At 70.7% G+C, this 13080-nt stretch carries 13 protein-coding genes; 5 read left to right on the plus strand and 8 right to left on the minus strand.

Annotated elements, in window-relative coordinates:
• Positions 1–43: 43 nt before the first annotated feature.
• Together E1262_RS30500 and E1262_RS23335 are read right to left on the minus strand one after the other, a co-directional pair.
• Positions 44–214, minus strand: coding sequence for a hypothetical protein (locus E1262_RS30500; RefSeq protein WP_162606042.1), 171 nt, complete (start codon positions 212–214; stop codon positions 44–46).
• A gap of 1537 nt (positions 215–1751) precedes the next feature.
• The gene (locus E1262_RS23335) at positions 1752–2330 is read right to left on the minus strand and encodes a sugar O-acetyltransferase (RefSeq protein ID WP_203454271.1); all 579 of its coding nucleotides are present in this window, start codon (positions 2328–2330) and stop codon (positions 1752–1754) included.
• A gap of 85 nt (positions 2331–2415) precedes the next feature.
• Here E1262_RS23335 and E1262_RS23340 point away from each other — a divergent pair, with 85 nt between their 5' ends.
• The 5 genes from E1262_RS23340 (at position 2416) to E1262_RS23360 (ending at position 7306) form a co-directional block, all read left to right on the plus strand.
• Positions 2416–3303, plus strand: coding sequence for an ABC transporter ATP-binding protein (locus E1262_RS23340; RefSeq protein WP_132106134.1), 888 nt, complete (start codon positions 2416–2418; stop codon positions 3301–3303).
• Positions 3300–4163, plus strand: coding sequence for an ABC transporter permease (locus E1262_RS23345; protein ID WP_132106136.1), 864 nt, complete (start codon positions 3300–3302; stop codon positions 4161–4163). Before E1262_RS23340 ends, E1262_RS23345 begins: the two co-directional genes overlap by 4 nt.
• 29 nt (positions 4164–4192) lie before the next feature.
• Positions 4193–5374 carry a sensor histidine kinase gene (locus E1262_RS23350; RefSeq protein WP_162606043.1) on the plus strand — a complete coding sequence of 394 codons (1182 nt, stop codon included), beginning with the start codon at positions 4193–4195 and terminating at the stop codon, positions 5372–5374.
• Positions 5375–5450: 76 nt separating this feature from the next.
• Positions 5451–6101 (plus strand): response regulator, encoded by a 651-nt coding sequence (locus E1262_RS23355; protein ID WP_275261803.1) that lies wholly within the window; start codon positions 5451–5453, stop codon positions 6099–6101.
• Positions 6102–6136: 35 nt separating this feature from the next.
• The gene (locus tag E1262_RS23360; RefSeq protein WP_132106140.1) at positions 6137–7306 is read left to right on the plus strand and encodes an ROK family glucokinase; all 1170 of its coding nucleotides are present in this window, start codon (positions 6137–6139) and stop codon (positions 7304–7306) included.
• Positions 7307–7474: 168 nt separating this feature from the next.
• Here the strand turns inward: E1262_RS23360 and E1262_RS23365 are convergent, their stop codons facing one another.
• The 6 genes from E1262_RS23365 to atpD all read right to left on the minus strand — a co-directional run bounded on the left by E1262_RS23365 (position 7475) and on the right by atpD (position 13075).
• Positions 7475–8323 (minus strand): 3-hydroxyacyl-CoA dehydrogenase family protein, encoded by an 849-nt coding sequence (locus tag E1262_RS23365; protein WP_132106142.1) that lies wholly within the window; start codon positions 8321–8323, stop codon positions 7475–7477.
• A 5-nt stretch (positions 8324–8328) separates the two neighbouring features.
• Entirely contained in the window at positions 8329–9366 is a 1038-nt protein-coding gene (locus E1262_RS23370) for a phosphatase PAP2 family protein (RefSeq protein WP_132106144.1), read from the minus strand.
• The gene (gene murA / locus E1262_RS23375; protein ID WP_132106146.1) at positions 9359–10633 is read right to left on the minus strand and encodes a UDP-N-acetylglucosamine 1-carboxyvinyltransferase; all 1275 of its coding nucleotides are present in this window, start codon (positions 10631–10633) and stop codon (positions 9359–9361) included. Before murA ends, E1262_RS23370 begins: the two co-directional genes overlap by 8 nt.
• A 49-nt stretch (positions 10634–10682) precedes the next feature.
• Entirely contained in the window at positions 10683–11123 is a 441-nt protein-coding gene (locus E1262_RS23380) for a DUF2550 domain-containing protein (protein WP_203454273.1), read from the minus strand.
• A gap of 40 nt (positions 11124–11163) precedes the next feature.
• A complete protein-coding gene (locus tag E1262_RS23385) occupies positions 11164–11535 on the minus strand; it encodes a F0F1 ATP synthase subunit epsilon (RefSeq protein WP_132106148.1) in 372 nt (123 codons plus the stop codon).
• An 85-nt stretch (positions 11536–11620) separates the two neighbouring features.
• Positions 11621–13075 (minus strand): F0F1 ATP synthase subunit beta, encoded by a 1455-nt coding sequence (gene atpD, locus E1262_RS23390; protein WP_132106149.1) that lies wholly within the window; start codon positions 13073–13075, stop codon positions 11621–11623.
• Positions 13076–13080: the final 5 nt, after the last annotated feature.

Genomic DNA, 13080 nt, shown 5'->3' on the forward strand with positions numbered 1-13080 from the left:
GACAGCCCCATCCGAATTTCCTTCCAGCAGATCGGTCCCCAGCTCAGGCCGTCCGCGCCCGGCTGCGCGCCCTAGCGGCGGCCTTGCGGCCGGTGGCGGCCTTGGCCGCGGCCAGCGCCTGCCGGACGAGCCCGTCGTTGCGTGCCTCGGCCCGCAGATCGTGCGACCTCTGGTCGTGGATGATCCGTGCCGCGTAGTCCCCGTGGATGCTCATGATGTTCGGCTCCTCGCCATACTCGTTCGTTCTGTCGTCGAGCATGGTTCTGAGGCGCCGTGTGACACATCGGGAGACTTCCGCATTCTGGCCGGCCGGATCGTCTAAGGCGGCCTGAGGCTGCGCCTAAGGTGGCCCGAGCGGCCTAGGGCGTGTCTTGTCCGGTACTACGTGCCTGGTAATGGCCGCCCGGCGTGTGATCATAAGGGGTTCTTCTGACACTTCCGTGGGTCCTTCTCGCCTGTGGTTCGCCGCTGTGGACGACGATCGGGGCGTCCCAGGCACCCCCCGAGCCATGGTTGGCGTGGGCTTGTGGTGTGGCGTTGGTGGCTGTGTGTTCGCCGCCGTTGTCGATGACGATGGGTCGTCGTTGACGTTGACGACCAGGTGTGGACAATCGGTCCGATGTCGGATGAGTCGCACACTGCGACGACGACCGGCACGCTTGATCATGGAGAAGGTCGCCTTTGGAGTCGCGGGAAACCCGACCTTCTCCATGATCAACTCGGTGAGGGAGGGTGTGAGCCGCCATGGGGGGCAGGTCATTCCAGGCGCTGCCCGCCGGGGCGGCTCGCATCCCTGCCGGCGCCGGTGATGGCCGCGGAGGTGTTGACATGAGCGCCAACAGTTGGCGCTGGTGTCAACACGCCCGGTTGTGATCGGTGCCCGGCCCGGGCCGGCCCAGCGTCGCGGGGGCGGCCGACGCCGTGACGACGGCGATGTCGCCGCGCCGATCACACGACCTCGCCCGTGACCGCCAGATCCTCGTGATCAGTGACGCCATCATCGGCGTTTTCAATGGCGGCTAACAGCTGTGGAAAGCGATGATCACCGGCGATCGTGGCCGAGTTGGTGTCGCCGGGGCAGCAGTAACCGGCCAATGACCACGGTTCTCAGCCGGCCAATGCCTCTCGACGTGCCGGGACCACGCCAGTGCACCTCGAGGAGTGCCCAGACTCGCCCCGTCCCCCTGATAACTGCCCGTTCTTGGCCGCGGGCGCGCGGGTCAAGCCGATCCCCGTCCGCGCGAAGCGCCCCTGGTGGTCGGCTTGAGGCGCGCGGTCGCGGCAAGAGAGTGGGGCAGCAGGGGGACGGCGAACGCCACCGACCCCGACGACCGGCACACCCGGCGAACCCTGACCCGCCGACCCACGGAAGCAACAGAAGAGCCTCATAAGGATCGGCGGTGCAATGGCGCTGCTGGGTGGCGTCGGCCATCACGAGGATTACCGAGCGTCACCACGATTGCGGGCCTTGATTGCGGGCCTAGTGAGGCACGGGATTTCGTGGTGAACGTGGTCATTTCCGGCTCTCCGACCCGATCGGTGGGCTGGCGGCGGCGTGCGTCACCCGCGATGCGGACACCTCACTCGCCCGAGGACCGCACACCGTGCGGTCCTCGGGCGCCATTCGGCCCTGACGCGGGTGACGTGTCTTCCGCGCGAGTGCCGCCACGCTCACGGGCGTCGGCCGGTGGACCGCGGCGGCTCGAGCTGAGGGCGCGAGCCCGCCGAACCGGTGCTGGCGCAGTCCGGTACTACCAACGCCGGCGCACAGTGCCCTTGGGCCCGGCTACCAAGCTCGCCGCCGGCACATCGTCGGCCACGATCGTCCCGGCCGCGACCACGGCGTCGCGACCGATGCTGACGCCAGGCAGGATCGTCGCGCCGGCACCGATCCACACATTCTCCGCCACATCGATCGGCGCACCCGTGAGGAACTGGCGCCGCTCGTCAGGGTCCACCGGGTGGCCCATCGTGATGAACGTGGCCTTCGGGCCGACCATCACGCCCTCGCCCAACCGGATGCCGGCGTAGTCGAGGAACGTGCAGCCCTGATTGATGAAGACACGCTCTGCCAAGTCCAAGCGAAGGCCGTGATCGGTGTAGAAGGGCGGGTAGATCGTGACCCTCGCTGGGAGAGGGGCACCCAGAATCTGCTCGAGCAGTGCCGCCTTGCCCGCCTCGTCATCGAACGGGAGGACGTTGAGACGAGAGGTCAGCTCGGTGACCCGCAACACCCTCTCGCTCATCGCTCTGAACTCGACGCCCAAGACACGCTCGCCCCTCGCCTGGAGCTCCGGATCGTGGATCAGCATGAAGCGGTCGTTGGTCATTCGACGATTGTCCACCGGACGGTGGACACCGGATCCCACCACGCGGTGCTCGCGGCCGCCGGGGTCCGGCGGGAATCGTGGAGCCATGACCACCACCACCGCCATCCGGGTTCGCGGGCTGCGCAAGGCCTACGCCGGAGTCACCGCCGTCGACGGGCTCGACCTCGACGTCGCGCACGGCGAGGTCTTCGCCCTGCTGGGGCCGAACGGCGCCGGCAAGACCACCACCGTCGAGATCCTCGAGGGCTATCGCCGCCGCGACGTCGGCGAGGTCAGCGTCCTCGGCGCCGACCCGGCCCGGCCGGACGCCGGCTGGCGGGCCCGCATCGGCATCGTGCTGCAGAGCTCCGGCGGCCACGACGAGCTGTCCGTCGGCGAGCTGGTGCACCACTTCGCCGGCTACTACCCCGACGCGCGCGACCCGGACGAGGTGATCGCATCCGTCGGGCTGGACGAGAAGCGCGGCACCCGGGCGCGGCACCTGTCCGGCGGCCAGCGCCGCCGACTGGACGTCGCGCTGGGCATCCTGGGCAACCCGGCGCTGCTCTTCCTCGACGAGCCGACCACCGGGTTCGACCCGGAGGCGCGGCGGGAGTTCTGGGCACTCATCTCCTCGCTCGCCGACGGCGGCACGACGATCATCCTCACCACCCACTACCTGGACGAGGCCGAGCACCTGGCCGACCGCGTCGGCGTCATCACCGCGGGCCGCGTCGTCGCCCTCGACACCCCTGACCGGCTCGGCGGCCGCGACCAGGACCGCGCCGTCGTGCGGTGGATCGACGACGGCCGGCCGCACACCGAGCACACCAGTGAGCCCACTGCGCTGATCGCCCGGCTGGCCCAGCGCCTCGGCGGCGAGGTGCCCGGCCTCACCGTCAGCCGGCCGACGCTCGAGGACGTCTACCTGCGGCTGATCGGCGAACCCGCGACACCCACGACATCCATCGAGACCTTGGAGCCGGCGCCGTGACCACGCCCACCCTGCGATCCGGAGAACGCCGCATCGCACGTCGCAAGGCGACGCCGCCGCGCATCGCCGTGTCCCGCGCCGTGCTGGAGCTGAAGAGCTACTTCCGCGAGCGCGATTCCGTCATCTTCTCGTTCCTCTTCCCGATCATCATGCTCGGCCTGTTCTCGGTGGTCTTCGGCGGTGGTGAGGACACGTTCAGCGACGCCCCGGGCGGCGGCATCGACTTCGCCCGCTACTTCCTCCCGGGAATGCTCGCCTCGGGAATCATGCTGGTCAGCTTCCAGACGCTGGCGATCAGCCTGGCCATCGAGCGGGAGGACGGCACGCTGAAGCGGCTGCGCGGCACGCCGATGCCGCCTGTGGCGTACTTCCTCGGCAAGGTCGGCATGATCCTCGTCGTCGGGCTGAGCCAGATCGCGCTGCTGCTGGCGGTGGCCGCGCTCGCCTTCGGCGTCGAGCCGCCTACCGAGCCGGCGAAGTGGCTCACGTTCGCCTGGTGCTACGTCCTCGGGACGGCCGGCGGCACCGTGCTCGGCATCGCGTACTCGTCGGTGCCGCGGTCGGCGAAGAGCGCGTCCGCCGTCGTCGTCGGACCGCTGATCGTGCTGCAGTTCATCTCCGGCGTGTTCTTCGTCTTCAACGACCTGCCAAGCTGGCTGCAGAACATCGCATCCGTGTTCCCGCTGAAGTGGCTGGCCCAAGGTATGCGTTCGGTGTTCCTGCCCGACCGCTTCGAACAGGTGGAGGTGTCCGGATCATGGCAGCACGGCCAGACGGTGCTGATCCTGTCGCTGTGGCTGATCGTGGGCCTGGTGATCTGCGTGCGGAGGTTCCGATGGCAGCGCCGGGACGACGGCTGAGCCCGGACCCCCTTCCTCCGCGAAGCAGCTTGGACGACCTCGACGCCTTCTGGCAGCGCATCACGGTCGGCTGGCACACGGTCTACCTGGGGCTGCTCGGCGTGCTCGCGCTGATCATCGGCAGCTCGGACGACCGGACCGGCGGAGAGCGGCTCGCCGGCCTGCTGGTCGTGACAGCCATGGTGATCACCTACCTGCTAATCGGCCGGCCGCTGCTGGGCCGCGACGACAACAGCCTGCGGGCGCTGGTGCAGCTCACCTCCAGTTGGGGGTGCTTGTACGCCCTGCTCGGCATGGGCATCGATGCGTACTTCCTGCTGTTCGCATTGATTCCGCACATCTGGGCCTACCTGTCCACGCGCTGGGCCGTCGGCGCGACGTTCGTCTTCATCGCCGGTGTCGCCGTCGTCGAGGTCGGCCGGGCCGGCTGGTCCGCCGACGCCGCTCTGGACGCGCTCCCGCAGTGGGCCATCAACACCGGGCTCTCACTGTTGCTGGGGCTGTTCATCACAGGCGTCTTCGTCCAGGCGGAGAAACGGGCGTCGCTCATCGACGAGCTGGAACGCACCCGGACGGAGCTGGCGCAGCTCGAGCACTCCCGCGGCGTGCTGGCCGAGCGGGAGCGGCTCTCGCACGAGATCCACGACACCCTGGCCCAGGGCTTCACCAGCATCCTCACGCTGGCACAGGCCATCGAGGTGGCGCTGGACCGCGACCCGGCCGCCGTCCGCGACCGGCTGGCGCTGCTCGAGCAGACCGCCCGCGACAACCTGGCCGAGGCCCGGGCTCTGGTCAGCTCGCTGGCGCCAGTCAACCTGCAGAACGCGACGCTGCCCGAGGCGATCGAGCGCATCGCCGCCCGGTTCGCCGACGAGACCGGCCTCGACGTCAGCCTGCAGGTCGACGGGACCGGCCCGCCGCTGCCGGCGAACGTCGAGGTCGTCCTGCTGCGCACCGCCCAGGAGGCGCTGACGAACGTGCGCAAGCACGCCGGCGCCCGCCGAGTCGTCGTCGCGCTGCGCTCCCAGCCCGGCGCCACCACGGTCGCCGTCGTCGACGACGGCCGCGGCTTCCTGCCCGGCACCGCCACGCTGGACGGCTACGGCCTGCGCGGCATGCGGGCGCGGGTCGAGCAGGTGGGCGGGCTGCTCGAGATCGTCAGCGCGCCGGGCGCCGGGACCACCGTCCGTGCCACCGTCGGGCCTGCCTAGGAACGAGGCCGACCGCGAGTCCCAGGCGGCGGCGAGTCCCGCGAGGGAAAGGGGACTCAGGGTAGCGTGGGCAGCCGTGACGACGTTGCGGCTGCTGCTGGTCGACGACCACCCGGTCGTGCGGACGGGGCTGGCCGGCATGCTCGGCGCGGAGGACGACCTCGAGGTGGTCGGCGAGGCCGGTGACGGCGAGGAGGCACTGGTGCTGGCCCGCCGGCTGCGTCCCGACGTCATCCTCATGGACCTGCGGATGCCCCGGCTCGACGGCGCCGAGGCGACGGCGCGCATCCTGGCCGAGCTGCCCGGCGTCCGGATCCTGGTGCTGACCACGTACGACACCGACACCGACATTGTCCGTGCGGTCGAGGCGGGGGCCACCGGCTACCTGCTCAAGGACACTCCGCGAGTCGAGCTGGCGGCCGCCGTCCGGGCGGCGCACCGGGGCGAGACCATCCTGGCGCCGCCGGTCGCCGCGCGACTGGTGCACCGCCTGCGGGCGCCGTCGGTGCCGCCGCTCACCCCGCGCGAGCGCGAGGTGCTGGCCGCCGTCGCCACCGGGCTGTCCAACGCCGAGATCGGGCGGGCGCTGCATATCGGCGAGGCGACGGTGAAGACGCACCTGCTGCGGGTCTTCGCCAAGCTGGGCGTCGACGACCGCACCGCCGCCGTGACGACGGCATACGCGCTGGGCATCCTGACGCCGCCTGGGCCGGCCACGGCCCCTTGACCGGCTCGTTGACCCCTCCCGGCCATACTGTGGGCATGTCTCCAACCCGGACGCGGGTGTCCCGGCTGGCGCTACGGCCCACCATCGGCATCGACATCGGCGGCACCAAGGTCGCCGCCGGCGTCGTCGACCCCGAGGGCACCATCATCGAGCGCACCCGCCGCGAGACGCCGAGCAAGAGCAAGAGCCCCCGCGTCGTCGAGGACACCATCGCCGACGTCGTGGCCGAGCTCGGCGCCCGCCACAACGTCCTGGCGGTCGGCATCGGCGCCGCCGGCTTCGTCGACGGTACGCAGTCGTCCGTGCTGTTCGCCCCGCACCTCGCCTGGCGCAACGAGCCGCTGCGCGACGCCGTCCAGCGGCGCATCGGGCTGCCCGTGGTCGTCGACAACGACGCCAACGCCGCGTTGTGGGCCGAGTGCCGGTTCGGCGCCGCCCAGGGCGAGTCGCACGTCGTCTGCGTCAACCTCGGCACCGGCATCGGCGGCGGCGTTGTCCTCGACGGCGTCCTGCACCGCGGCCGGTTCGGCGTGGCCGGCGAGTTCGGGCACATGGTGGTCGTCCCGGGCGGGCATCGCTGCGAGTGCGGCAACCGCGGCTGCTGGGAGCAGTACGCCAGCGGCAACGTGCTGGTCCGCGAGGCGCGCGAGCTGGTGCTGAACGGCTCCCCCGTCGCCTACCGCATCGCCGAGACCTGCGAGGGCGACCCGTCGCGCATCACCGGTCCCATGGTCAGCGCGCTGGCCGCGCAGGGCGACCCAGCGGCGTTGGAGCTGCTGGAGGAGATCGGCCACTGGTTGGGCGTCGGGCTGGCCAACCTGGCCGCCGCGTTCGACCCCGGCCTGTTCGTCATCGGCGGCGGCGTCTCCGACGTCGGCGACCTGCTGCTGGAGCCGGCCCGGACGACGTTCCGGCGGACGCTCAGCGGGCGTGGCTTCCGTCCCGAGGCGAACGTGGTCCGGGCGGCGCTGGGCAACGACGCCGGGCTCATCGGCGCCGCCGACCTCGCCCGGCGGGAGCGGGCCCGCCGCCGTCGCGACCGCGCCAAGCTGGTGACGACGCGCCTGCTGCTGCCGCGGCGGCGCGAGCTCAACGGCAACGGCACCCCGATCCGGCGCAGCTCGCGCCGCGTCGGCGGCACCGGCACCGCGATCGAGCCGGCGAGCCGCCGCGCGAACGGCACTTGGCGCCGCAGCGCGTCCTGAATGAGGCGCTCCCGCTGTTTCCGTGGGTCGGCGCGTCAGGTTCGCCGGGTGTGCCGGTGTGTTCCACGCCCATCACCAGGCGTTTTCCCGCTTCGCCAGGAATGCCTGCCTGGTGAAGCGCGAGCGGCCCAACTTGACGTGATCAACCACCGAGGGGCGTCAGTAGGATCAGTAGGAGTAGAAGCCGCGACCGGTCTTGCGGCCGTGCTCGCCGGCGTCGACCATGCGGCGCAGTAGCTCCGGCGGGAAGAACTTGGGGTCGGCGGTCTCGTCCCAGATGTTCGACGTCGCGTGGTGCAGGACATCGACGCCGGTGAGGTCGGTGGTGGCCAGCGGGCCCATGGCGTGGCCGAAGCCGAGCTTGCAGGCGACGTCGATGTCCTCGGCCGAGGCGACGCCGGACTCGTAGAGCTTCACCGCCTCGACGACGAGAGCGCTGATCAGCCGCGTGGTGACGAACCCGGCGACGTCACGGTTGACGACGATGCAGGTCTTGCCGGCCGACTCGGCGAACTCGCGGGCCACCGCCAGCGTGGCGTCGGACGTGTGCAGGCCGCGGACCAGCTCGCACAGCGCCATCATCGGCACCGGCGAGAAGAAGTGGGTGCCGACCACCGACTCCGGCCGCTGCGTGGCCGCGGCGATCTTGGTGATCGGGATGGCGCTGGTATTCGTGGCCAGGACGGCGCCGTCGCGGCAGACGCGGTCCAGCTCGGCGAACAGCTCCCGCTTCACGTCGACGTTCTCGAACACCGCCTCGACGACGATGTCGGCGCCGGCGACGGCGTCGAGGTCGGTCGTGGCGGTGATGCGGCCCAGGGCGGAGTCGCGGTCGGCCTCGGTCAGCTTGCCCTTCTCGACGAACTTAGCGGTGCTGGCCTCGATGGCCGCGCGGCCCCGGGCGACGGCGTCGTCGTCGAGGTCGCGCAACACGACGTCCCAGCCGCCGGTCGCCGCCACCTGGGCGATGCCCGATCCCATCAGGCCGGCCCCGACGACGGCCACGCTGCGTGTCATGCTGACTACCTTCCTGCTGGTTCGTTCGGCTCGGTCGCGATGTCCGGGTCGGTGCGCATGGCCGGCTCGACCGGCGCGGGCGTGCCGGCCGACAGCGTCACGACCGGCTGCCGCCGCTCGCGCCACCGCTCCCACAACTGTGCGACGACCACGACGGCGGCGACGTACAGCCAACCGAGGAGGACGTCGACGACGTAGTGCTCGCCGCCGTAGACCAGCGTGAACGCCATGGCCAGCGGGTACGCCGCGATGGGCAGCCTGAGCCACCAGCGCTTGGCCAGCGGCCAGAGCGTCACCGCGACCAGCATGGCGAACCCGGCGTGCAGCGACGGCAGCGCCGCCACTTCGTTGGCGCCGCCCTGGGCGTCGGACAGCCAGGCGTGCGCACTGCGCAGCCCCAGCTCGTTCCAGCCGCGTCCGACCAGCCGGTAGACGGGCTCGGCGATGTCGCCGGTGCGGGCCGACGCGTACCACGGCGGCGCGGCCGGCAGCAGCACATAGGTCAGCAGGCCGGCGTAGGTGAGCAGCAGCACCCGCCGGATGTAGGAGACCCATCGTGGCCGCGACCGCATGTAGAAGACGGCGGCCAGCACCCACGGCACGACGAAGTGGCTGAAGTAGACCACCGCGGCGCCGACGTCCCACCAGCGCACCGTCGGCTGGAACAGCTGCTCCTGCAGCCAGACCGTCGGAACGGTGCCGCCGAACAGCCAGCGCTCGATGTCGACGACCCCGCCGACGCGCAGCGGCATGCCCAGCGTGTCGGCGATGCCGCGGGTGTGGTCGTAGATGATCAGCGCCGCCAGCAGCGGCAGCCAGTCCAGGAACGTGCGCACGTGCTGCCGCCACGGCCGGCCGATCTTGATCGCGATCATCCCGGCGATGATCCAGCCGGTCTGCCCGACGCGGTCCATCGGGATGCCCTCGACAGCGCTGTAGACCAGCAGCACGCCCAGGTAGACGGCCAGGCAGACGCGGCCCGGAGTCACCCAGCCGCGCCAGCGGTCCCCGGGGGCGGCCGCGACCTCCGCCTCGTCAGTCATCGAAGTGGTCCGGATCGGGCTCGCGGACCACGTCGGCGCCCAGAGACTGTAGCTGCCCGACGAAGTCGGGGTACCCGCGGTCGATGTGATGGACGGCGGACACCAGCGTCTCGCCCTCGGCCAGCAGGCCGGCCAGCACCAGGCCGGCTCCGGCGCGGATGTCGGTGGCCACGACCGGCGCGCCGGACAGCCCTGGCCGGCCGCGGACGACGGCGTGGTGGCCGTCGATGCGGACCTCGGCGCCCAGACGGACCAGCTCGTTGACGAACATGAACCGGGCCTCGTACACGTTCTCGGTGATCATCGCGGTGCCATCGGCGACCGCGTCCAGCGCGACGATCATCGGCTGCAGGTCGGTCGGGAAGCCCGGGTACGGCAGCGTGACGACGTCGATGGCGCGCGGCCGGCCGGACATCGCCACCCGCAGCCCGGCGGGGCCGGACTCGACCGTCGCACCCGCGGCGGCCAGCTTGTCGAGCACGATCTCGAGGTGCTCGCCGCGGCCGTTCGCGATGGTGATGTCGCCACGGGTCATGACGGCCGCGACGCCCCACGTGCCGGTGACGATGCGGTCCGGGATGGTGGTGTGCTCGGTCGGGTTCATGGAGTCGACGCCCTCGACCCGCAGCGTCGACGTGCCGGCGCCGTCGATCTTGGCGCCCATGTCGCCGAGCATGCGGCAGATGTCGACGATCTCGGGCTCGCGGGCGACGTTGTCGATGACCGTGGTGCCCTTGGCCATGACGGCGGCCATGAGGATGTTCTCAGTGGCGCCGACGCTGGGGAAGTCGAGCCAGATGCTGGTGCCGTGCAGGCCTCGAGGCGCCCGCGCGACCACGAAGCCGTGCTCGATCTCGACCTGCGCGCCCAGCTTCTCCAGCCCGGCCATGTGCATGTCGAGGCCGCGCGAGCCGATGGCGTCGCCGCCGGGCAATGCCACGTTCGCCGCGCCGCACCGGGCCACCAGTGGGCCGAGCACGCAGATGGACGCGCGCAGCCGGCGCACCAGGTGGTAAGGCGCCTCGTGATCGATCTCGGCTGGGACGTCGATGGCGACGGTGCCGCCGTCGCGGTGCACGTCCGCGCCGAGCTGGCGCAGCAGTTCGCCCATGTAGTCGACGTCGGTGATGGCGGGAACGTCGTGGAGCACGGTGCGCCCCTCGGCCAGCAGTGCCGCCGCCATCAACTTCAGTGCGCTGTTCTTCGCGCCGCTGACCCGGACCTCACCCCGCAGGGAGCTCCCCCCGGTGACCCGAAATCTCTCCACGCCCGCTGAACCCTTTCGCCGTTCCGATGAACGGTACGCCCCGACGGCGTCACCCGACGAACTGACCCCCGGGCGGCGCCGCCTCCAGCCAGGTGACGAAGGCGGTGGCCGCGGCCTCGGTCATCGACACCTCGACGGTGGCGCCGCCGGACCGGCAGACCAGCACGACGTGGCCGGCGGGCAGCTCGTAGCTCTCCTCGGCGTCGGGCTGGCGGCGGCCGTCGACGGCCAGCTCGCTGCGCCGGAACGTCCGCTTGGGCCAGGTGGTGAAGCTGAACGTGCGGAACCACTCGAGGGCGTCCTCGCGGTAGCGCCCGATGCCGAACGCCCAGCCGCCGGACCAGCCGTCGTGGCTGTCGCCGCGCACGCACATGTCGAAGCCACCGTCACGCTGCAGAAAGCCCCGGCGGACGTACAGGGCCAGGAGGACCAGGACAGCGGCGAGCGCGAGCGCACCCAGCACCAGCAGGGTCCACGACACCAGCGCCACCGATCACCTCCCCCGAGCGTGATACCGAATGCTCTCAGATCTATCGGCTCGCCGCGACGTCGAGCCTCGCCTGTGCCCACCGGCCCGCGCCTTCGCGGTCCTCGCCCAGTTCGGCAAGCTCCGCCTGAGCAGCGGCGACGTCGATCTCGTCAGCCAGTTCGGCCTGCTCGGCCAGGATCGCGATGTGGTTCTCGGACACCGACAGGAACCCGCCCGACACGGCCACCACGACCGCCTCGCCGCCGGTCGAGCGCACCGTCACCGAGCCGGCCACCAGGAGGCCGAGCACCGGCTCGTGACCGGACATGATGCCGATCTCGCCCTCCGGCGTGCGCGCGATGACGATCGAGGCCTCGCCGGACCACACCTTGCGGTCGGCGGCCACCACCTCGACGTTCAGATCTTCGGCCACGATCTATCCCTTTCTCCCAGTGACCGACATGGGAGCCGTCTCCCTAAGGGGACGACTCCCTGTCGATCACCGCGGAATGTCAGCCTCAGGAGGCGAGCTCGCGTGCCTTCTTCTCGGCGTCCTCGATGTTGCCGACGTAGCTGAACGCCTGCTCGGGCAGGTGGTCGTACTCGCCCTTGGTGATGGCGTCGAACGACTCCAGCGACTCCGACAGCGGGACGAACACGCCCGGCTGGCCCGTGAACGACTCGGCCACGAACATGTTCTGCGACAGGAACCGCTGCAGGCGCCGCGCCCGGTTGACGGTGACGCGGTCCTCCTCGGACAGCTCGTCGACACCGAGGATCGCGATGATGTCCTGCAGTTCCTTGTACTTCTGCAGGATCTCCTTCACCCGCGTCGCGATGCGATAGTGGTCATCGCCGATGTAGGCGGCGTCCATGATCCGGCTGGAGGAGTCGAGCGGGTCCACGGCCGGGTAGATGCCCAGCTGCGAGATCGGCCGCGAGAGCACCGTCCGGGCGTCGAGGTGCGCGAACGCGGTGTGCGGCGCGGGGTCGGTGATGTCGTCGGCCGGGACGTAGATGGCCTGCATCGACGTGATCGAGTGGCCCTTGGTCGACGTGATGCGCTCCTGCAACTCACCCATCTCGTCGGCCAGCGTCGGCTGGTAGCCCACGGCCGAGGGCATCCGGCCCAACAGCGTGGAGACCTCCGAGCCGGCCTGGGTGAACCGGAAGATGTTGTCGATGAACAGCAGCACGTCCTGCTTCTGCACGTCGCGGAAGTACTCGGCCATCGTCAGCGCCGACAGCGCGACCCGCATGCGGGTGCCCGGCGGCTCGTCCATCTGGCCGAACACCAGCGCGGTGTCCTTGAGGACGTTGGCCTCGCCCATCTCGACCCAGAGGTCGTTGCCCTCACGGGTGCGCTCGCCGACGCCGGCGAAGACCGACGTGCCACCGAAGTTCCGGGCCACCCGGGTGATCATCTCCTGGATGAGCACCGTCTTGCCGACACCGGCGCCACCGAACAGGCCGATCTTCCCGCCCTGGATGTACGGGGTGAGGAGGTCGAGCACCTTGATGCCCGTCTCGAGCATCTGGGTGCTGCCCTCGAGGTCGGCGAACGGCGGCGGGTCGCGGTGGATCTCCCAACGGTCGTCGGCCTTGATCTCCGACGCGTCGACATCGAGCGGCACGCCCAGCGCGTTGAACACGTGGCCCTTGACGCCGTTGCCGACCGGCACCGAGATGCCCTTGCCTGTGTCGCGAACGGTGGTACCGCGGACGAGGCCGTCGGTGGGCTGCATCGAAATGGCCTTCACCAGGCCGTCGCCGATGTGCTGTTCGACCTCGAGCGTCAGCGTGCGATTGCCGCCGGCCTCGTCGGCCAGCTTCACGTCGACCTCGAGCGCATTGTAGATGCCGGGCATGTAGCCCCCGCCGAACTCGACGTCGACGACAGGTCCGATGACCCGGACCACCCGGCCTGTAGCAGCAGCGGTGGTCTCTGCTGTGTTTTCGATGGTGGCAGTCATGAGGT

Origin of the sequence: Jiangella aurantiaca (genome assembly GCF_004349105.1) — a bacterium.
In the GTDB taxonomy this organism is placed as follows: domain Bacteria; phylum Actinomycetota; class Actinomycetes; order Jiangellales; family Jiangellaceae; genus Jiangella; species Jiangella aurantiaca.